We start from the raw sequence: 20,409 nt of genomic DNA on the forward strand, positions 1-20,409 counted from the left end.
TTTCGGCACGGTAAGGGGCCGGTTAGATTTCGGGGGCGCAGCGGATACCGGCCACCATCAGGGCTGCGGGCGCCCTCAGGGGAGCTGGCGTTCGCCCGGGCGCTCGACCCGGAACCACCGGTACCCGTAGCGGTCCAGCGGGACTTCGAAGGCGCCGTCGTCGGAGAGCGGGATGTCCTCGCCGCCGAGCAGGTCCCGGAGCACGGCCCCGGCGTAGGACCGCCCCGCCGCGCCCTTCCCGTCCGGACCCTCCGGGCCGCCTTCCTCGCCTTTCGGCGGGACCACCGAGGCCGTCACAGACGCCGGTTCGGCGCCAAAATTGTGGGCGACCACCACTGTAGAGCCGTCCCACGTGCAGCGGTGCAGCAACACTGCCGGTGAGGCCTGCTTGATGAGGGCAAACCTGCCCCAGCCGAGCTCGGGACATTCCCGGTACCGCTGGATCAGTGTCGCGATGAAGTTCCACAGCGAATCGGGATCCCGTTTCGCGGCCGCGGCGTTGATGCGCGCGGGCCCGTATGGTCCGTCCACGGGCTGGGCGACGAGGTCCCCCGGCGGGGCGGTCGAGAAGCCGCCATTTTCGGTGTGGTCCCACTGCATGGGGGAGCGGACGGCCGAGCGGCCCTTCGCGCGCAGATCTTCGCCCATCCCGATCTCTTCGCCGTAGAAGAGCACCGGGGTGCCCGGCAGCGAGAACATCAGGGAGTACACCATGCGGATCCTGGCCGGGTCGCCGCCGAGCATGGTGGGCAGCCGCCGCCGCAGTCCGCGGCCGTACATCTGCATGTCGGGATCCGGACCGAAGGCCGCGAAGACCTCCTCGCGTTCGGCATCGCTGAGCTTGTCCAGGGTGAGTTCATCGTGGTTCCGGACGAACATGGCCCATTGGTTGTCGGGATTGATCTTCGGACGGCTGCCGAGCGTCCGGGCCAGCGGCCGGGCGTCCTGCCGGGCCAGTGACAGGTACATGTTCTGCATGGAGAGGAAATCAAACTGCATGTTCAGCTCGTTGCCGGCAGGGCCGCCGAAGTACTTCAGCTGCTCTTTGTATGGAAGGTTGACCTCGCCCAGCAGCACCGCGCTGCCATGGCGGCGGTTGAGGAAGCTGCGCAGGGCGCTCAGGTACTGGTGCGGGTCGATTTTCGCGGCTTCATCCTTGGGCTCGCCGACCAGCTCCAGGAAGAAGGGCACCGCGTCCAGCCGGAAGCCGTCCAGGCCCAGCTGCAGCCAGAATCCCATTGACTTCGCAATCTCGTCCCGCACCTTGGCATTCATCACGTTCAGGTCCGGCTGGTGTTTGGCGAACATGTGCAGATACCACTCACCGGTGGCCTTGTCCTGGGTCCAGATGGACGTTTCCTCGCCGGGAAACACCACCTGGTCCGAGGTGTCCGGCGGCGTGTCCTTCCGCCAGACGTAGTAGTCGCGGTAGGGGTTGTCCACGGACTTGCGCGCCTGGACGAACCACGGGTGCCGGTCGGAGGTGTGGTTGATGACGAAGTCCGCGATCACCCGGATGCCGCGGTCGTTGGCGGTGCGGATGAATTCCACCAGGTCCCCCAGGCTTCCGAGCCGGGGATCCACGCCGTACATGTCGGTGACGTCGTAGCCGTCGTCGCGGTCCGGGGAAGGGTAGAAGGGCATGAGCCAGATGCACGTGATGCCGAGAGCGGCAAGATAGTCCACCCGTTGGATCAGTCCGCCGAAATCTCCGGTGCCGTCGCCGTCGCCGTCGATGAACGTCTCCGGATCCAGGCAGTAAATCACCGCGTTCTTCCACCAGAGGTCCGAGGTCTCGGCGATTCTCACAGCGCACCGTCCGTTCCGGCCGGAGCCTGTCCCGCCGCCGGGCGGAGCTGGGGGAGGACGTGTTCGGCGAAGGTGTGGCCCTGCCGGGCGGGACGACGGCTCAATATGGTCCGAGCACATGGCGGCATAGAAGCCGGCCTGCCCGGCCAGTTGAACGTCCTGCAGGAGGCGCCGGGGGCTGATCTGCTCATGCGAGGCGTGGAACCCGATGGTAGCCATCACCCATGTTTACCGCCGGGGCCGGGCCGTGTCGAGGAGCCCCCAGTTGAGGAGCCCCTCGCGAGGACCCACAGCGTGGGGCTGGCGGTCCCGGGTCCGCGGCGCAAGAATGGGCGCTATGCACTTGCCGTTGATGCCTCCCATTGCGCCCATGCTGGCCAAAGCACTGCCGGCCCTGCCGTCGCCGGACGCCGGAACGGGCTGGCTCTTTGAGCCGAAATGGGACGGGTTCCGCTCCATCATCTTCCGTGACGGCGACGAGGTGGAGATCGGCAGCCGGAACGGCAAGCCGATGACGCGCTATTTCCCCGAGCTTGTCGAGGCGCTGAAGTCGGAGCTGCCCGAACGCTGCGTGGTGGACGGCGAGATCATCCTGGTGGCGGCCTCCGGTGACCGGCTGGACTTCGACGCGCTCCAGCAGCGCATCCATCCGGCCGCCAGCCGGGTGAAGCTGCTCGCGGAACAGACCCCGGCGCGCTTCGTGGCGTTCGACCTGCTGGCCCTCGGCGACGAGGATCTCACGGGCAAACCCTTCTCCGAGCGCCGCCGGCAGCTGGAGCGCGCACTGGCAGCCAGCGCGGCGCCGGTCCACCTCACAGCCGCGACCTCCGACCGGGACACGGCGCAGCGCTGGTTCCGGCAGTTCGAGGGCGCCGGACTGGACGGGATTGTGGCCAAGACGCTGGAGGGCAGCTACCAGCCGGACAAGCGCGCGATGGTCAAGGTCAAGCACGAACGGACGGCGGACTGCGTGCTCGCCGGATACCGCGTGCACACCTCCGGTCCAGACCGGATCGGCTCGCTGCTCCTGGGGCTCTACGACGACGCCGGGGTGCTGGCGAACGTCGGCGTGGTGGGAGCTTTCCCGATGGCCCGGCGCGCGGAGCTGTTTGCCGAGCTGCAGGAGCTGGTCACCGGTTTTGACGACCACCCCTGGGCCTGGGCCCGGCAGGAGGAGGGGGCGCGCACTCCGCGGAAGGCCGAGGGAAGCCGGTGGAGCGGCGGCAAAGACCTGTCCTTCACCCCGCTGCGGCCCGAGCGCGTGGTGGAAGTGAAGTATGACCATATGGAGGGCGAACGGTTCCGGCACACAGCCCAGTTCCTGCGCTGGCGTCCGGACCGTGATCCGCGTTCCTGCACCTATGACCAGCTGGAGGAACCGGTGAAGTTCGATCTCGCCGCGGTACTGGGCGCCGCCCGCTAACCGGTTAGCCCGCTGACCCGCTCAACGCATCAACGACGGCGGCCCGCCCCCAACGGGACGGGCCGCCGTCGTTGGTGCGGAAAAGCTGTGCGGAAGTGCGGTTGGGATCCGCTGCCGGTGCGGGGGCTACCGCTGGCCGAGCTGCTTGGTGGGGACCCGGAATGTTTCCTTGGCCGTCAGCGCCGCGACGGTGGCGATGAGGCAGATGATTGCGGTGAAGATGGAGATCTGGACCCAGCCGCCGGGCTGGATGCCGCCCATGGCCGCCACGATCGCCGGGGCGAAGCCGGCCATCAGGAAGCCCAGCTGGGTGCCGATTGCGAGGCCGGAGAAGCGGACGTTGGTGCTGAACATCTCGGCGTAGAAGGAGGGCCAGACCGCGTTGGCCGCAGCGTAGCCGAAGGAGAAGAACCCGATTGCCGCAAGGAACATCAGCGCGACGTTGCCGGATTCGAGGCTCAGCAGGAAGACCGGGGTCAGGGCTGCGCTGGACAGTGCGCCGTAGATGAAGACCGGCTTGCGGCCGATCTTGTCGGCGAGCATGCCGAAGAGCGGCTGGGTGCCCAGTGCCATGAAGTTGGCGCCGACGACGAGCCAGAGGGTGGTGGTGCCGTCCACGCCGGCGACGTTCTTGGCGTAGCTGATGGCCAGGGTGCCGAAGACGGTGGACACGGCGGCGATGAAGGCGCAGGCGATGACGCGGAGGACATCGCGCCAGTGGCTCTTGAGGAGGTCCGCGACGGGGAGCTTGGAGATCTGCTTGGTCTTCTGGGCCTCCTCGAACGCCGGCGGTTCGTGCAGGGTGCGGCGGATGAAGAACGCGATCAGCACAACCACGGCGCTGAGCCAGAACGGGATGCGCCAGCCGATCGTGTACTTGATGTCGTCAGGCAGGGCGAGGACCGGGATGAAGACGAGGGCGGCAAGGATCTGGCCGCCCTGGGTGCCGGTCAGGGTCCAGGAGGTGAAGAAGGAGCGGCGGTTGTCCGGGGCGTGCTCGAGCGTCATGGACGAGGCGCCGGCCTGCTCGCCGGCAGCGGAAAAGCCCTGGCAAAGACGCGCCAGCACCAGCAGGACAGGGGCCCACCAGCCGACCGTCTTGAAGTCCGGCAGGCAGCCGATGGCAAAGGTGGAAGCGCCCATCAGCAACAGCGTGAACATGAGGACCTTCCGGCGCCCTATCCTGTCACCGAAGTGGCCGAGGATAACGGCGCCGACCGGGCGGGCAATGTAGGCAAAGCCGAAGGTGGCGAACGACATGATCGCCGCGTTGGTGTCCGCATCGGGGAAGAAGACATGCGGGAAGATCAGCGCGGCTGCGGAACCGAAGATGAAGAAGTCGTAATACTCGACGGCGCTGCCCAGGAAGCTGGCAAGGGCCGCCTTCTTCGGCGTCCCTCCTGTGGTTATACCCGGCGTCGTGGACGGGACAGTGTGGCTCATGGTGTTCCTTTGGTGTGACGACGTTGTCGCGGATGGATCAGGAAGGTCTCGGCTGCCGCTTGCTTAAGTGTGGTGCAGCCGGAGGTCCGTGGAAAGACCCGGACTAGTAGCCACATGGTGGAAGCTACTTGTGCGATGTAGCAATCATGGCTGTGAGCGCAGTCACTTGTCAACAAAAATAATCACCATCTAGAAATAGCTCTCACTATGTGGGAACATCGATGCATGAGTGTGAATCAAACCACAGATGTTCCCGCCGCTTCCGCGTATCCGGCGGAAGCCCCTTCGAAGCCTGCCAAGGCCGCCAGGGAGGACTCGCGGACGGACATGGTGGGCAAGGCCCTGGGCCTGCTGGTCCTCCTGGGCGACGAGCCGCGGGGCGCCAGCGCCGCGGAGATCTCCCGCCGCGCGGATCTGCCGTTCAGTACCACCTACCGCCTGCTCGGCTCCCTGACGCGGGACGGCTTCGTTGACTACGAGCCGGACGGCCGCCGGTACCACCTGGGACTGAGGGTCTTCCAGCTTGGCCAGCGCGTCTCCAACCACCACGGCTTCGCGGGTACGGCGCTGCCGATCCTGCGGCGCGTGACCGAGGAAACGGGTGAGGCGACCATCCTCTCCGTGCGGGACGGCATCCACCACCTGACGGTGAACAAGGTGGACGGCCCGCAGACGTTCCGGGTCACGAGCGACCCCGGGCATCTCGGGGCACTTCATACCACCTCGGTGGGCAAGGCACTGGTCGCGTTCGCCGACGACGCCACCCGCGCCCAGCTCGTCGAGGAGCTGCCCCTGGAGCCGCTGACGGCGCTCTCCATTACGGACCGCGAGGCTTTCCGGGCCGAAATCGAGCAGGTCCGGCGCCAGGGCTTCGCCACCATGGATGAGGAAAACGAACTCGGCATGCGCGCCGTCGCCGTCCCGGTTTTCAACGCCCAGGGGCACGCCTTCGCCTCGCTGGCCACGGCGGTCCCGGTCTTCCGCCTGAGCATGGAGGCCCTCGTGGCCCTCGTGCCGCTGCTGCAGGCGGCGGCCGCCGAGCTGTCGGCCCGGCTGCCCCAGCGGTGACGGCCGACCAGCCGGCTTCATGAAAGCGGGCGCCGAAATACGCTGGCGCCGTAATAATATGTTCGTCATTCGAACAACAGTGCAACATGTGAACAAAGTCTGTAATGTAATCCCTATCACGCGGCCCGCCGCGGACGCCGCAAGCGTCGCAGCCCGCCGAGTGCCGTTGTTAAAGGAGCAAACTGGATGAGCAATCGAGCAGAGTCCTTCCTCGTGGGCCTCGTGGGAGACGGCGTCATGCCCTCCCTCACGCCCTACATGCATGAACGCGAGGGCGACGTGCAAGGCCTCCGGTACCTCTACCGCCCCATCGACCTCACCGAACTCGGCCTGCCCGGCCGGGCCGTGGGGGAGTTGCTCTCCGGCGCCCGAAGCCTCGGGTTCAACGGATTGAATATCACGCACCCCTGCAAGCAGCTCGTGCTCGAGTACCTGGATGAGGTCTCCGCCGACGCCCGGCGCCTGGGCGCCGTCAATACCGTGGTGATCCGCGACGGCCGCTTCATTGGCCACAACACCGACTTCTCCGGCTTCGCCGCGGCGCTGGCCTCCGGGCTTCCCGGCGCCACCCTGGATCGCGTGGTGCAGCTGGGGGCCGGCGGCGCCGGCTCCGCCGTCGCCTACGCCCTGCTCACCGCGGGGGTCCGCGAGCTGGACCTCGTGGACACCGACGCGGCCCGGTCCGCCGCCCGGGCGGCCGAGCTCGCCGGGTTCTTCCCGGACCGGACCGTCACCGCCCGGACGACGGCGGAGCTCCCGCAGCTCATGCCGCAGGCCGACGGCCTGGTGCACTGCACCCCCGTGGGCATGGCCGCCCATCCGGGGGTTCCGCTGGACATGTCCCTCGTGGAGTCCCGGCACTGGGTGGCCGACATCGTGTACCGGCCGATCGAAACCGAGCTCGTCCGCGAGGCGCGCGCCAAGGGCTGCGAGGTGCTCGACGGCGGCCGGATGGCCGTGGGCCAGGCGGCGGACGCCTTCCGGATCTTCACCGGGCGCCAGGCCGACGCCGACCGCATGCGCTCCCACTTCCTGGAACTTGTGGCCGCGGAAGAGGTGCCCGCCTGATGCGCACCGGGATCGCCACCGTCTGCCTATCCGGCACCTTGCGGGAAAAAATGCAGGCCTGCGCCGTTGCCGGCTTCGACGGGGTCGAAATCTTCGAGCAGGACCTCGTGACGTCCCCGCTGAGCCCGGAGGACGTCCGGAAGCTGGCCGCCGACCTCGGCCTGAACCTGGATCTCTACCAGCCCTTCCGGGACTTCGACAGCGTTCCCGAGGACCTGCTAGCCGCCAACCTGCGCCGCGCGGACGCCAAGTTCCGGCTCATGTCCCGCCTGGGCATGGACACCATGCTGCTCTGCTCCAACGTCGGCACCGCCACGATCGACGATGACGAGCTCCGCGCCGCACAGCTTTTCCGGCTCGCAGACCTCGCGGGTAACCACGGCGTCAAGGTCGCCTATGAGGCCCTGGCCTGGGGCAAGTACGTGAACGACTACGAGCACGCCCACCGGCTGGTTGGGATGGTGGACCACCCCAACCTGGGCACCTGCCTGGACTCTTTCCACATCCTCTCCCGGGACTGGGATACCGCGCCGATCGAGGCCTACGACCCGGAGAAAATCTTCTTCGTCCAGGTCGCCGATGCCCCCAAGCTGTCCATGGACGTGCTGTCCTGGAGCCGGCACTACCGGGTGTTTCCAGGGGAGGGCCAGTTCGAACTCGCCAAGTTCATGGGCCACGTGGTCCGCGCGGGCTACACGGGACCGGTGTCACTGGAAGTGTTCAACGACGTCTTCCGCCAGGCCGACGTCGAGCGCACCGCCGTCGACGCCATGCGGTCGCTGATCTGGCTCGAAGAGCAGAGCGCCGCGTGGCTCGAGGCAAACCCGGCGAATGCAGCAGGCGGGATGACCAGCGGGGCGGCAGGCCCGGTGTCCGGTGCCCGGCGCCGCTACCCCATGGAGCTTGCCACGCTTCCCCGCGTGGCCGAGCCCGCCGGCTTCAACTTCGCCGAGGTCCGGGCCGGTGACACCGCCGGACTGGAAACCCTGCTGGGCCAGCTGGGGTTTGCGTTCAACGGGCGGCATCGCACGAAGGATGTGCAATTGTGGACCATGGGCCACGCGCGCGTGATCATCAACGAAGAACCGGCAGCCATCGGCACGGCGGCCGCTGCCGCCGGTACCGGCCAGCCGGCTCCCGCCGCCCCTGCCATCTCCGCCCTGGGCTTCGACGTCGACTCTCCCGTTATCGCCGCTGCCCGCGCCCGGCAGCTCAAGGCCCCCGCCGTGCCGCGCAAGAGCCAGGCCAACGAGGAAGTCTTCCAGGGCTTCGCCGCGCCGGACTCCACCGAAATCTTCCTCTGCCAGGGCAGCCCGGACGGCACCGCCGCGTGGACCCGGGAATTCGGCGACGGCCTGGACGTCGCCGCGGCGGACCCGGCAGAGCACCCGGGCGCGGTGATCGACCACGTGAACCTCGCGCAGCCGTGGCAGCACTTCGACGAGGCCGTGCTCTTCTACACCAGCGCCCTCGCACTGGAACCGCAGCCGTTCGCCGAGGTGGCCAGCCCCACCGGGCTGGTCCGGTCCCAGGTGATGCTGACGCAGGACCGCGGCGTCCGCCTGGTGCTGAACCTGGCCCCGCTGATCCAGCAGGAAGGGACTGCCGGCACCGGCCACCGCCCCGGCTACCAGGAACACATCGCCTTCGCCGTGGATGACCTCGTAGCCACGGCCCGGGCCGCACGGGACCGCGGACTGGACTTCCTGCAGATCCCCGCGAACTACTACGAGGACCTCGACGCCCGGTTCGCTCTGGATCCGGAATTCCTGGCCACGCTCCGTGAGCTCAACCTGCTCTATGACCGCGACGCCGACGGCGAGTTCCTGCACTTCTACACCGCCACGGTGGGCAGCGTGTTCTTCGAAATGGTGGAGCGCCGCGGTGCCTACGACGGCTATGGCGCCCCGAACGCCCCGGTGCGGCACGCCGTCCAGTACGACCACCTGCACCAGCTGACCCGTACTTCCTGACCCCATCCGAACAACAAACACACCAACGAAAGGAGGCTGCTGTGCCTGAAGAAATCAACCTCGACGTCTTCAACGCCGACCCGATCACCGAGGACGTGTCCGACGAAGCCACGGAGGCCGCACCAAAGACGTATGCGCCCGCCGCGCATGCCTTGGATACTGCCGCGGAGTCGCAGGCGGACCTCAGCGCCGAGATGAAGGCGATCGGCGAAGCGTACGCGCAGGCCCTCAAAGGCGGAGCCCCGGCCGAAACCCAGCCGCGGCTCGACTACGCGCCGTACCGCAGCAGCGTCCTGCGCCACCCCACCAAGGATCTGCACCACGCGGATCCGGAAACCATCGAACTGTACTCGCCGGCGTTCGGGCACATGGACGTGCACGCGCTGGAAGCGGACCTGACCATCGCGCACAACGGCGAGCCGCTCGGCGAACGCATCGTGGTCTCCGGCCGGGTGCTCGACGGCGACGGACGCCCCGTCGCCGGCCAGCTTGTCGAAATCTGGCAGGCGAACTCCGCCGGCCGCTACATCCACAAGCGTGACCAGCACCCTGCACCGCTGGATCCCAACTTCACCGGCGTCGGCCGCTGCATCACGGGCGCGGACGGCTCCTACAGCTTCACCACCATCAAGCCCGGCGCCTACCCGTGGAAGAACCACCTCAATGCCTGGCGCCCGGCCCACATCCACTTCTCCCTGTTCGGGCAAGAGTTCACCCAGCGGATCGTCACCCAGATGTACTTCCCCGGTGACCAGCTGTTCCCGCTGGACCCGATCTACCAGTCGATCGTGGACCAGGATGCCCGCGACCGGCTCGTGGCCACCTACAACCACGAGCAGACCAAGCCTGAATGGGCTCTGGCGTACAACTGGGACATCGTCCTGACCGGGTCCAAGCGGACCTGGACCGAAAACGAGGCATTGGGCGCAGGAGGCGATGAGAATGAATAGCAACGCCGTGGGTAAACTCACTCCGACACCGGGCCAGACCGTGGGGCCGTTCTATGGCTACGCCCTGCCCTTCGCCAAGGACCGCGAGCTCCTGGCTCCCGGATCCCCGGGTTCCATCCGGCTCCAGGGCACCGTCTATGACGGCGCCGGGCACCCGATCCCGGACGCGATCCTGGAGATCTGGCAGGCCGACGCGGACGGCAAGGTCCCGCACCGCACGGGCTCCCTGGTCCGGGACGGCTACACCTTCACCGGCTTCGGCCGCAGCGCTGTCGGCAACACCGGCGCCTTCACCTTCACCACGGTGAACCCCGGCCCCACCGAGGAGGGCGCGGCGCCGTTCATCGCCGTCGCCGTCTTCGCCCGGGGCCTGATGAACCGCCTGTTCACCCGCGTCTACCTGCCGGAAGACGAGGAAGCCCTGGCCAAGGATCCGCTGCTCAGCTCGCTTGACCCGGACCGGCGCCGGACCCTGATCGCACGCCGGGATCCCGACGGCGGACTGAACTGGGACATCCGCCTCCAGGGCGAGGGCGAGACCGTGTTCCTGGATTTCAGCAGCGCCGAGGGTGCCTCCAAGTGACCTTCTTCGAAACCGACGGCGACGCCGGCCTGCTCAGTCCCGTGTCGGCGTCGCCGTTGGTGGCGGCGCTGACCGGGGACCGTGCGGTGCTCGCCGCCATCCTCAAGGTCGAGGCCGCCTGGGCGGCGGTCCTGGACGAGGCTGGCCTGGCCCCGGCCGGGTCCGCCGCGGTGGTGGCCGCCGCCGCGGACGTGCAGCGGTACGACGTCGCGGGCCTCGCCGTCCGGGCCCAAGGCGGCGGCAACCCCGTCATCCCGCTGCTCGCCGACCTCCGGGAGCAGGTCAGGAACCTGGACACCGCCGGACTCGGCGCCGTCCGCGCCGTTCACACGTCGCTGACCAGCCAGGACGTGCTCGACTCTGCCCTGATGGTGCTGGCCGCCGGGGCCATCCGCGAACTGCTCGCGGAGCTCCGGTCGGCAACGGCCGCCCTCGCCGGCCTCGCCGAAACCCACGGGCACACGCTTTGTGTGGCCCGCAGCCTGACCCAGCACTCGCTTCCCTACACCTTCGGGCTGCGGGCCGCGCAATGGTTCAGCGGGCTGGCCGCCGCGGCCGGCCGGCTCGAGGCCCTCGAACTGCCGGTACAGACCGGCGGCGCCGCCGGGACCCTGGCTTCCGGCACTGTACTTATTGACGGCACTGTACTTATTGACGGCGCTGTACTCACTGACGGCGCTGGGCTGGCCGCGGGGACGCTGTCCCCGTTTGACCTCGCCGACCGGCTGGCCGCCCGCCTGGGTCTCGCTCCCGTTCCTGCCCCCTGGCACAGCAACCGGCTGGCCGTGACCTCGCTCGGCGACGCGCTGGCGGCGGTGACCGACGCGGCCGGAAAGATGGCCGCAGACGTCCTGTTCCTGAGCCGGCCCGAAGTTGCCGAGGTCGCGGAACCGCGCGTCGCGGGGCGCGGCGTGTCCTCGGCCATGCCGCAGAAGCAGAACCCCGTGCTCTCCGTGCTGATCCGCAGCGCCGCCCTGCAGGCCCCGGCCCTGGCCGCGCAGCTGCATCTCGCGGCCGCCAATTTCAACGACGAACGCCCCGACGGCGCCTGGCACAGCGAATGGGCGGCCCTGCGCCAGCTGCTGCGCCTGGCCCTAGGCGCCGCGGTGCAGCTGCGCGAACTGGCCGAAGGGATGGCGGTCTTCCCCGGAGCGATGCGCCGCAACCTTGAGCTCGGCGGCCCGCTGCTGCTTTCCGAAGCCGTCAACGCCGCCGTCGCACCGCTTTTGGACGGGACCGTTGTGGACGGGACCGGTGCCGGCCCGGGAGCCGCCCGGACCGGGAAACAGCGGCTGCAGGCCGTCGTGGACGAAACGCTCCTGGCCCCGGCTGCGGAGCAGGCGGACACCTACCGGGCACTGCTCCGCGCCGCTGTCCCGGAGGAGCTGCTCAGCGACGCCCGGCTTGAGGAACTTTTGAACCCGGCCAACTACCTCGGCCAGGCCGCTGAGATCTCCCGCCGCATCCTCGCGGCGTATCCGGAATACACCGGCCAGGCCGGCGCCCTCGCCCACCAAATCCAGAACGGAGCTTCCCGTGGCTAGACCCACCGTCAAAGCAGTCCTGCTGTCGCCCCAGCGCGAACTCGGCGACAAGCCCCTCCTCATCGTCGGGCCCTCGCTCGGAACATCCTCCCTGCTGTGGAGCCAGGCCGGCACATTGCTGGGCGCCGACGTCGACGTCATCGCCTGGGACCTGCCGGGGCACGGCGTCTCGCCCGCGGCGGAGGAGACCTTCACGGTCGCCGACCTCGCGGATGCCGTGATCGGCCTGGTCGATTCGATCGCCCCGGGCGCGCGCTTCCACTACGCCGGGGTATCCCTCGGCGGCGCCACCGGACTGCAGCTTGGCATCAAGCACGGCGACCGGCTCAAGAGCCTCTCCGTGCAGTGTTCCGGCGCGAAGCTCGGCACTGCCGAGGGCTGGCTGGAACGCGCAGAAACCGTGCGCACGCAGGGAACCCCGGTGATGATCCAGGGTTCCGCGCAGCGCTGGTTCGCGCCGGGCTTCATGGAGAGCCAGCCGGAGCTCAGCAGCCGGCTCCTGCACAGCCTCAGGGACGCCGACCGCTTCAGCTACGCCTTCTGCTGCGAGGCCCTGGCCGGCTTCGACGTGCGTGACCAGCTCGGCACCATCCGCGTTCCCACCCAGGTTGTGGCGGGCGCCCTGGACGACGTCGCCCCGCCGTCGATGGCCGGGGAAGTCGCCGCGGGCATCACCTCCGGCGGCGGCACTGCCACGGCCGTCAGCCTGGAGGGCGTGGCACACCTGGCGCCGTTCGAGGCGCCGGGTCACGTCGCCGAGCTGCTCAAGGGCCTCATCACCTGGACCGAGTCCCAGGGAGCGGGAGCATGACTCTCTCCGAAGCCGGCAGTGCTGAACTCCACGGGCCCGAACGCAACGGTGTGGTCCAGCCCGGCGCGACCAGCCAGGAGATCTACGACGGCGGCATGAAAGTCCGCCGCGAGGTCCTCGGCGCCGCGCACGTGGACCGCGCCAACGCCAACAAGGATTCCTTCACGGAGGACTTCCAGGACATGATCACCAGGATCGCCTGGGGCGGCATCTGGACCCGGCCCGGGATCAGCCGCCAGATGCGCTCAGCCGTCACCCTGACCGCCATGGTGGCCCACGGGCACTGGGAAGAACTGGCCATGCACATCCGCGCCGCCATCACCAACGGCCTGAGCCGGGACGAAATCAAGGAAATCCTGCTCCAGACCGCCATCTACTGCGGGGTCCCCTCCGCCAACACCGCGTTCAAGACCGCCCAGCAGGTCTTCCATTCCATGGACGACGCAGCCATGGACGAAGCAGAAACGGACAAGAACCCATGAATCAGGCATTTATCTATGACGCTGTGAGGACGCCGTTCGGGAAGTTCGGTTCCGGCCTCGCCGGGATCCGCCCGGATGACCTCGCCGCGCACGTGATCCGCGAATCCGTGAAGCGCGCCCCGGCCCTGGACGTGGAGCGGATCGATGAGGTGGTCTTCGGAAACGCGAACGGCGCGGGCGAGGAGAACCGCAATGTCGCCCGGATGGGCACCCTGCTGGCCGGGCTGCCCGTCTCGATCCCGGGCACCACGGTCAACCGGCTCTGCGGGTCCTCCCTGGACGCGGCGATCATCGCCTCCCGCCAGATCAACACCGGCGACGCCGAACTGATGCTGATCGGCGGCGCCGAATCGATGTCCCGCGCCCCCTGGGTGCTGCCCAAGACCGAGAAGCCCTACCCGGCCGGGGACCTGACCCTGGCCTCCACCACGCTGGGCTGGCGGCTGGTGAACCGGGCCATGCCGAAGGACTGGACCATCTCCCTGGGCGAGGCCACCGAACGGCTCGCCGAGAAGTACGGCGTGACCCGCGAGCAGCAGGACGAGTTCTCCGCCGCCTCCCACAACCTCGCCGCCGCGGCCTGGGACGAGGGGTTCTACGACAACCTCGTCGTCCCGGTCCCGGGCACGGACCTGGTCCGTGACGAGGGCATCCGTCCCGGGTCCTCGGCGGAGAAGCTCGCCGGGCTCAAGACCGTGTTCCGGACCGGGAACGGCACCGTCACGGCCGGGAACGCATCCCCGCTCTCCGACGGCGCGTCCGCGGCGTGGCTGGGCAGTGAAAAGGCCGCCGGGCTCCTGGGCCTGGAGCCGTTGGCCCGGATCGCCGGGCGCGGCGCGCACGCCAACGATCCCCAGTACTTCGGCTACGCCCCGGTCGAGGCCGCGAACAAGGCCCTCGCCAAGGCCGGGATCGGCTGGGACCAGGTCGGCGCGGTCGAACTGAACGAGGCGTTCGCCGCGCAGTCCCTGGCCTGCATCAACGCCTGGGGCATCGATGCGGGAATCGTGAACCGGCACGGCGGCGCGATCGCCATGGGCCACCCGCTCGGCGCCTCCGGCGGCCGGATCCTGGGCACCCTGGCCCGGTCCCTGCAGGCCTCCGGGCAGCGCTGGGGCGTCGCCGCGATCTGCATCGGCGTCGGCCAGGGCCTCGCCGTCGTGCTCGAAAACGTAACTTCCCGCGATGCGGCATAGAGGACAGGGCTAAGAGAGATGCTGAATTTCATTGACACCGTCGGCGAGGCCGTCGCCGACATCAAGGATGGCTCCACCGTGATGATCGGCGGCTTCGGGAACGCCGGGCAGCCGTTCGAGCTCATCGACGCGCTGCTGGAGTGCGGCGCCACCGGCCTGACAGTGGTGAACAACAACGCCGGCCAGGGCGACCAGGGCCTGGCCCTGCTGATCAAGGAAGGCCGGGTGAAGAAGATGATCTGCTCCTTCCCGCGTCAGTCCGACTCCTGGCATTTCGACGCCAAGTACCGCGCCGGCGAGGTTGAGCTCGAACTGGTCCCGCAGGGAAACCTCGCCGAGCGGATCCGTGCCGCCGGCGCCGGGATCGGCGGTTTCTTCACGCCCACCGGCTACGGCACCACGCTCGCCGAAGGCAAGGAAACCCGCTTCCTGGACGGCAAGTGGCAGGTGTTCGAGACCCCCATCCACGCCGACGTCGCCCTGATCAAGGCCCTCACGGCGGACGGCCGGGGCAATCTGGTCTACCGTAAAACCGCGCGGAACTTCGGCCCCATCATGGCCGCCGCCGCGAAACACACCATCGCCCAGGTGTCCGGGATCGTCCCCACCGGCGGCCTGGACCCGGAAAACATCGTGACCCCCGGCATCTACGTCAACAGCATTGTGAAGGTGGCCTGAGATGAGCATCCCAACCAATGACCAGAGTCTGCGGACCGGCAACCAGGCTGGCCTCCAGACGTCCGGCAAGCCGCTGGGCCGTGACGATCTCGCCCGCCTCGTGGCCCGCGACATCGCCCCCGGATCGTTCGTGAACCTCGGCATCGGCCAGCCCACCCTTGTCTCGAACTACCTCGAGCCGGAGCAGAACATCACGCTCCACACCGAGAACGGCATGCTCGGCATGGGCCCGGAGGCCACCGGGGACCAGATCGACGGCGACCTCATCAACGCAGGGAAGATCCCCGTGACCGAGCTGCCGGGGGCGTCCTACTTCCACCACGCTGACTCGTTCGCCATCATGCGCGGCGGACACCTGGACATCTGCGTCCTGGGCGCCTTCCAGGTTTCCGCCACCGGCGACCTCGCCAACTGGCACACCGGGGCCCCGGACGCGATCCCCGCCGTCGGCGGCGCCATGGACCTTGCCACCGGCGCCAAGGACGTCTTCGTCATGATGACGCTCCTGACCCGCGACGGCGCGTCCAAACTCGTGGAGACCTGCACGTACCCGCTCACCGGGATCGGCTGCGTGACCCGCGTCTACACCGACAAGGCCATCTTCCTGACCGGACCCGACGGCGTCCAGGTGCGGGAGACCTTCGGCTGCACGCTCGAGGAACTCCAGGCCATGGTCCCGATGCCGCTCCGGGCGGCGGACCCAAGCTGACGGCCCGTGGCCGGACAAGCTGTGGGCACCGCTAAAGTGATGCGGGACCGAGAGGCGGAAAATGACTGAGCCAGCCAAGAGCGGCGGCGCGCCCGCGGCCAGCGACCAGTACGTGCAGTCGCTGGCGCGCGGGCTCGCAGTGATCCGTGCCTTCGACACGGAACACCCCAAGATGACGCTGACCGAGGTGGCGGCCCGGACCGAGCTGACCCGGGCCACCGCCCGGCGGTTCCTGCACACGCTCGCGGAGCTGGGCTATGTCCGCACGGACGGCAAGATCTTCGCTCTGACTGCCAAAGTGCTGCAGCTCGGCTACGCCTACCTGTCCGGGCTCTCCCTGCCGCAGCTCGCCCAGCCGCACCTGGAAGAGCTCTCCCTCGAACTGGGGGAGTCGACGTCGGCCGCGGTGCTCGAAGGCACCGACATCGCCTACATCGCCCGGGTGTCCACCCGGCGGATCATGACGGTCGGCATCACGGTGGGCACCCGCTTCCCCGCCTACGCCACCTCCATGGGCAGGGTGCTGCTCGCGGCCCTCCCGCCGGCGAAGCTGGAAGAGTACCTTGCGGCCGCCGAGATCCGGCCCCTGACTCCCGGAGCCATCGGAACGCGGGCCGCCCTCCTGGCGGAGCTGGATACTGTTCGCGCCCAGGGCTGGTGCCTGCTGAACCAGGAGCTGGAGCTGGGCCTGATGTCCATCGCGGCGCCCGTCCACGACGGGCCGAAAGTCGTGGCGGCCATCAACGTCTCGCTGCAGGCCCAGACGGTGTCCGCGCAGCCCGAACCGGACGCCTACCTCAAGGCCGTGCGTGAGGCGGCGCTGGCCACGGCGGAAATTATCTCCGAGGACCTGACCTCGGGCCGGTGAACCGCGACTCAGACGGGACGTCTGGGAAGGGGTACGTCCTGGAAAGAGAACCGTCAGGCAGCGGGATCCGGGATGGGCTCTGTCGAAACCGTGATCGTCACGCCACCGGGTTCGTCACCGATTTTCAAGTGCAGGTCCCTGCCCACCAGCAAGGCATGGATGTCTTCGCTGCCTCCGGGCGCGATCTGCTCGGCCAGCCGTGTGAGCGCCAGCGCCATCGCCCGGCCCCAGTCGTGCGGATCGACGCTGGATGATTCTGCCGTCGCTGAGTAATTCTCTGTTTCAGTCATCTGCCCCCGCTTTCGGCGTCCGGAGCGCAGCCTCCGGCACATCACGAAGTCCAGTCTAGTGAGCCTGCGGAGCGCACGTCCACGATTCGCGCCAGCCCTGCGCAGGTTACCCGGGCACTGCGGCTAGGATTTTAGTTCGGGAACCCTCCGCCGAATTGCCCCTAAGGACGCCATGACAGAGAACAGCACCGCGACGTCGGAGACCCTGGAAACCGGGGACAATACAGCGTCCCGGCGCGCCGCCGTGGTTATCAACCCCATGAAGTCTCCCGGTGAGAGCTTCCGCGCCTCCTTCTTCCGCCTGTGCGAGACCCAGGGCTGGGCGGAGCCGCTGTGGCTGGAAACCACGAAGGAGGACACCGGGCTGGGCCAGGCCCGCGAGGCGCTGGAGGCCGGAGTCGACGTCGTAATCGCCGCAGGCGGCGACGGAACGGTCCGCTGCGTGGCGGAAGTCCTCGCAGGCACCGGAACGCCGATGGGCCTGGTGCCCCTGGGGACCGGGAACCTGCTGGCCCGCAATCTCGGCATCGACATCACCGACCCCGTGGCGGCCAGCTACGACGTCCTGAGCGGCACGGACACCAAGGTGGACGTAGTGAAGGCCACGCTGGACCACGCCGAGACGGAATCCACCTTCCTGGTGATGGCCGGACTTGGCTACGACGCCGCCATCATGGCCAACACCGTCGACGAACTCAAGGACCGCGTGGGCTGGCTCGCGTACGTCGAGGCGGGCATCCGGCACCTGCCGGGCAAGCCCATCAGGGCGAAAATCAGCATTGACGGCGAGCACCCGGTACGGCGCCGCATCCGCAGCGTGATGGTGGGTAACTGCGGCAAGATCATGGGTGGCGTGGAGATCTTTCCCGACGCCAAGATCGACGACGGCATCCTGGACGTCGTGATTTTGGCCCCCATCGGCCGGTTCGGCTGGCTGGATGTGCTGGCCGGCGTCTTCGGCCGGAGGAACGCCAAGAACGCGTCGGTGGAATATTTCGCCGGAAAGTCAGCCGAGATCGAACTCGCCCACGAGCAGGAATTCCAGCTCGACGGCGACCCGCTCGGCAAGGCCAAGCACCTCAAGGTCACGGTCGAGCAGGATGCCCTCACCATCCGGATGACAGGCATCTGACCCCGCGCCAACCACCGGCCGGCTATTTCACCGGCCAGCCGGGCCACCGGCCGGCCGTGCCGGCTAACGCGCCGCCGGCCGGTGCGCCAGGATCTCCGCGAGTTCGGCCAAACGGTGCGCGCGGGCGGACTCGGCAGGCGTAAACGGCTCGCCGGGCCGGGAAAACATAATGGGCCCGTGCCACGCCGTAGGGATTTTCAGGACCGTCCCGTCACCGCCCGTCTGCGGTGGGCCCTCGGTGTTGCCGGCGGCCGGTCCGGGGATGATCCGTGCCCGCAGCAGTTCCGCGACCGCCAGCGGCAGCTCCTCCGGGCTGGCGGCGATCCGGGCGGCCAGGCTCAGTGCGCCGGTTTGCCCGTCGGCCATGGCCAGGGCGGTGGTCGGCCAGACGTGCGGGTCCGCTCCGCCGCCGGCCCGCAGCGCCCGGAGCAGCTCGGCTTCGCGGACTTCGCCCGGGGCCGAGAGCACAAACTCGTCCAGCACACCGCCGGCCACGGGATGAACATGAATGCTGAGGATGTTCGTGTTCAGGCCGGCCAGGGCCTGCGTCAGTTTCTGCAGCGACCCGGGCTTGTCTTTCAGGACGGTCCGCGCCCGCCACAGGGCGGGTGCGGCGCCGAGCCGTTTGCGGTGCCGCAGGGCCGGGGCATGCAGCCAGCCCCTGAGCATCCGGGCCGCCGAGGGCTCGGCCACCCAGATCACCAGGATGGTCGCGGTCAGGGTCAGCACCAGGACCTTGGCAACGTAGGGCAGGTGGGTTTGCACCACCGCCGCGTGCACCAGCAGTTCGATCGGGAGCATCACGGCGACATTGGCCAGGGTCAGCCGTGCCTTGGTCGGTTCGGGCATCTGGCCGCACACTTCGCAGCTCAACTCGGAGGTGGCCGGGGACTGGGCTTTGCCGGTGGTTTTGGCAGGGTTTTTGCCTGCGGAGGTGCGCGTCATGCTCCCATGATCCCGGCCGGCTGTTTCGGCCCGGTTGCCGCCGGGTGACGGTTTCGCGCCGGGACCGGGACCGGGCCAGGCCAGGTGATCGTGCTGTTACAGGCCCGGTCCACCCTCCGGGCCGCGCAGGAGCAGGTGGCGGTGGGCGTAAAGGTCGCGGAGCAGGGCGACCTCGGCCAGGTGGTGGATCATCTCACGGTTGATGTGCAGGACCAGTGCTGCCATGGGGGCATCGGCGTACGGGCCCTCGGCCGGCCCGCAGGGTGCCGCCAATCCCGATTCGTGGAGGCCCTTCACGCCATGGATCCACCGGCCGTAGTACGCGTCCAGCTGGGCCAGCGCCCCGGCCGCGGTGCCGGGGTAGGCGAAGCTCTGGTAGTCCACCGGTGGGCCGCCAAAGTGCGATGCCGTGCGTGCGCCGAGGACGCCGACCAGAATGTGGCACAGGCGCCACGCAATGGTTGTCACCGGGGCAGGAACGGGCTCCGGGTAGCTGAAATCTATGGTGAATTCGCCCGAACCCGGCGCGGCCGGGGGTGTTGAGGCGTCTTTGCGGCGGACATTCCAGCCCGGTACCGGCTCCCAAAAGTACTCGTGGTCAGTCAACCCCTCCAGCCGCGGCCGGGCCTGATTGGCAAAATGCCAGTCCAGTTGGTCCACCAGCTCGTGGTTCCAACTAAGGTCCGGCATGGTGTTCCTCCTTGGCAGCCAAGCTCGCGCGGCGGGGCCCCTACATCAAAGCACTCCGGTCCGGCCGCCCGCCAGAGGGCCCGGCAAGGACGGGTCAGACGTGAGTTCGGCTTGCGGTTCCGGCCGGCTCGGACGAGTGTGCCTTCCCGTCTGGGTACTCCCCGTCCCGGTGTTCCCCGTCCGGGTGTTCCCCGACGCGGGCACGGGTGGCGGCGGAGTCCGGGCCGGCCAGATTGGCCAGCAGGTCGCGGATCTCGGCCAGCAGCGCGGTGTCGGCCGGGATCGGTTTCTCCTCGGGCTCGGCTGCCTTGAGCCGGTTCTTGACCATTCGGTTGATCCGGTTCATGGGGGCCACGAAAATGAAGTACACCACCGCGGCGGTGATGAGGAAGGTCAGGAAGGCCGTCACCACGGCGCCGATGTTGACGAAGGTCTTGTCGTTGCCAGGCCAGACGTAGAAGCCCAGGCCGTGGGTCTCGACTCCGCCGGCGGCAGCCAGGATCGGGTTGACGATGTTTGCGGTGAACGCGCTGACCAGGGCGGTGAAAGCGGTGCCGACCACGACGGCGATGGAAAGTTCGATCACGTTGCCGCGCAGGATGAAATCCTTGAATCCTTTGAGCATGGGGAACCTCCGGTGTGCGTTGCGGGCTTGATTCAACCGATAGACGCTACCACTTCGCGGTGCAGCCGGCCGATCCCGATCAACGGATTTCGATGCCGCCGCCGCGCCGTTCCGGCGTAAAC

20 protein-coding genes are annotated in these 20,409 nt (G+C 68.5%); 14 read left to right on the top strand and 6 right to left on the bottom strand.

The annotated features are described in order from the left end of the window. Window positions 1–75 precede the first annotated feature (75 nt). A complete protein-coding gene (locus AC1DHX_RS02320; RefSeq protein ID WP_476859625.1) occupies window positions 76–1,809 on the bottom strand; it encodes an alpha-amylase family protein in 1,734 nt (577 codons plus the stop codon). A 337-nt stretch (window positions 1,810–2,146) separates the two neighbouring features. Here AC1DHX_RS02320 and AC1DHX_RS02325 point away from each other — a divergent pair, with 337 nt between their 5' ends. Next, window positions 2,147–3,232 carry an ATP-dependent DNA ligase gene (locus AC1DHX_RS02325; protein WP_223914914.1) on the top strand — a complete coding sequence of 362 codons (1,086 nt, stop codon included), beginning with the start codon at window positions 2,147–2,149 and terminating at the stop codon, window positions 3,230–3,232. A gap of 126 nt (window positions 3,233–3,358) precedes the next feature. On the opposite strand, the gene AC1DHX_RS02330 is transcribed toward AC1DHX_RS02325, so the two are convergent. Beyond that, a complete protein-coding gene (locus tag AC1DHX_RS02330; protein ID WP_476859624.1) occupies window positions 3,359–4,675 on the bottom strand; it encodes an MFS transporter in 1,317 nt (438 codons plus the stop codon). A gap of 225 nt (window positions 4,676–4,900) precedes the next feature. On the opposite strand from AC1DHX_RS02330, the gene AC1DHX_RS02335 reads away from it, so the two are divergent. From AC1DHX_RS02335 to AC1DHX_RS02390, 12 genes are all read left to right on the top strand, one after another. Next, complete coding sequence (locus AC1DHX_RS02335; protein ID WP_476859623.1) at window positions 4,901–5,743, top strand: IclR family transcriptional regulator; 843 nt, start codon at window positions 4,901–4,903, stop codon at window positions 5,741–5,743. A gap of 186 nt (window positions 5,744–5,929) precedes the next feature. Further along, entirely contained in the window at window positions 5,930–6,811 is an 882-nt protein-coding gene (locus tag AC1DHX_RS02340) for a shikimate dehydrogenase (protein WP_230007572.1), read from the top strand. Then, a complete protein-coding gene (locus AC1DHX_RS02345) occupies window positions 6,811–8,784 on the top strand; it encodes a bifunctional sugar phosphate isomerase/epimerase/4-hydroxyphenylpyruvate dioxygenase family protein (RefSeq protein ID WP_476859622.1) in 1,974 nt (657 codons plus the stop codon). Before AC1DHX_RS02340 ends, AC1DHX_RS02345 begins: the two co-directional genes overlap by 1 nt. A gap of 41 nt (window positions 8,785–8,825) precedes the next feature. Beyond that, entirely contained in the window at window positions 8,826–9,734 is a 909-nt protein-coding gene (gene pcaH, locus AC1DHX_RS02350; protein ID WP_374706709.1) for a protocatechuate 3,4-dioxygenase subunit beta, read from the top strand. Beyond that, complete coding sequence (gene pcaG, locus AC1DHX_RS02355; protein ID WP_476850666.1) at window positions 9,727–10,317, top strand: protocatechuate 3,4-dioxygenase subunit alpha; 591 nt, start codon at window positions 9,727–9,729, stop codon at window positions 10,315–10,317. The genes pcaH and pcaG overlap by 8 nt, the downstream gene beginning before the upstream one ends. After that, entirely contained in the window at window positions 10,314–11,861 is a 1,548-nt protein-coding gene (locus AC1DHX_RS02360; RefSeq protein WP_476859621.1) for a lyase family protein, read from the top strand. Before pcaG ends, AC1DHX_RS02360 begins: the two co-directional genes overlap by 4 nt. Then, window positions 11,854–12,672, top strand: coding sequence for an alpha/beta fold hydrolase (locus AC1DHX_RS02365; protein WP_230007407.1), 819 nt, complete (start codon window positions 11,854–11,856; stop codon window positions 12,670–12,672). Before AC1DHX_RS02360 ends, AC1DHX_RS02365 begins: the two co-directional genes overlap by 8 nt. Continuing rightward, window positions 12,669–13,154 carry a 4-carboxymuconolactone decarboxylase gene (pcaC, locus tag AC1DHX_RS02370; RefSeq protein WP_476859620.1) on the top strand — a complete coding sequence of 162 codons (486 nt, stop codon included), beginning with the start codon at window positions 12,669–12,671 and terminating at the stop codon, window positions 13,152–13,154. Before AC1DHX_RS02365 ends, pcaC begins: the two co-directional genes overlap by 4 nt. Next, window positions 13,151–14,350 carry a thiolase family protein gene (locus tag AC1DHX_RS02375; protein ID WP_476859619.1) on the top strand — a complete coding sequence of 400 codons (1,200 nt, stop codon included), beginning with the start codon at window positions 13,151–13,153 and terminating at the stop codon, window positions 14,348–14,350. The genes pcaC and AC1DHX_RS02375 overlap by 4 nt, the downstream gene beginning before the upstream one ends. Before the next feature lie 18 nt (window positions 14,351–14,368). Beyond that, entirely contained in the window at window positions 14,369–15,028 is a 660-nt protein-coding gene (locus AC1DHX_RS02380) for a 3-oxoacid CoA-transferase subunit A (protein WP_476859618.1), read from the top strand. A 1-nt stretch (window position 15,029) separates the two neighbouring features. Further along, window positions 15,030–15,737 carry a 3-oxoacid CoA-transferase subunit B gene (locus tag AC1DHX_RS02385; protein WP_476859617.1) on the top strand — a complete coding sequence of 236 codons (708 nt, stop codon included), beginning with the start codon at window positions 15,030–15,032 and terminating at the stop codon, window positions 15,735–15,737. A 61-nt stretch (window positions 15,738–15,798) separates the two neighbouring features. Then, window positions 15,799–16,605 carry an IclR family transcriptional regulator domain-containing protein gene (locus tag AC1DHX_RS02390; RefSeq protein ID WP_476859616.1) on the top strand — a complete coding sequence of 269 codons (807 nt, stop codon included), beginning with the start codon at window positions 15,799–15,801 and terminating at the stop codon, window positions 16,603–16,605. A 53-nt stretch (window positions 16,606–16,658) separates the two neighbouring features. Here the strand turns inward: AC1DHX_RS02390 and AC1DHX_RS02395 are convergent, their stop codons facing one another. After that, the gene (locus tag AC1DHX_RS02395; RefSeq protein WP_476851420.1) at window positions 16,659–16,895 is read right to left on the bottom strand and encodes a hypothetical protein; all 237 of its coding nucleotides are present in this window, start codon (window positions 16,893–16,895) and stop codon (window positions 16,659–16,661) included. A gap of 172 nt (window positions 16,896–17,067) precedes the next feature. Here AC1DHX_RS02395 and AC1DHX_RS02400 point away from each other — a divergent pair, with 172 nt between their 5' ends. Continuing rightward, window positions 17,068–18,027 carry a diacylglycerol/lipid kinase family protein gene (locus AC1DHX_RS02400; protein WP_476859615.1) on the top strand — a complete coding sequence of 320 codons (960 nt, stop codon included), beginning with the start codon at window positions 17,068–17,070 and terminating at the stop codon, window positions 18,025–18,027. Between the two features lie 63 nt (window positions 18,028–18,090). Here the strand turns inward: AC1DHX_RS02400 and AC1DHX_RS02405 are convergent, their stop codons facing one another. The 3 genes from AC1DHX_RS02405 to mscL all read right to left on the bottom strand — a co-directional run bounded on the left by AC1DHX_RS02405 (window position 18,091) and on the right by mscL (window position 20,287). Further along, window positions 18,091–18,972 (bottom strand): ACT domain-containing protein, encoded by an 882-nt coding sequence (locus tag AC1DHX_RS02405; RefSeq protein WP_476859614.1) that lies wholly within the window; start codon window positions 18,970–18,972, stop codon window positions 18,091–18,093. A 96-nt stretch (window positions 18,973–19,068) separates the two neighbouring features. Further along, window positions 19,069–19,662 (bottom strand): DinB family protein, encoded by a 594-nt coding sequence (locus tag AC1DHX_RS02410; protein ID WP_476859613.1) that lies wholly within the window; start codon window positions 19,660–19,662, stop codon window positions 19,069–19,071. A 94-nt stretch (window positions 19,663–19,756) separates the two neighbouring features. After that, on the bottom strand, window positions 19,757–20,287 hold the full coding sequence (mscL, locus tag AC1DHX_RS02415; protein WP_476857685.1) for a large conductance mechanosensitive channel protein MscL: 531 nt from the start codon (window positions 20,285–20,287) through the stop codon (window positions 19,757–19,759). Between the last annotated feature and the right edge of the window lie 122 nt (window positions 20,288–20,409).

Source organism: Arthrobacter sp. 05N33_2 (assembly GCF_056397425.1).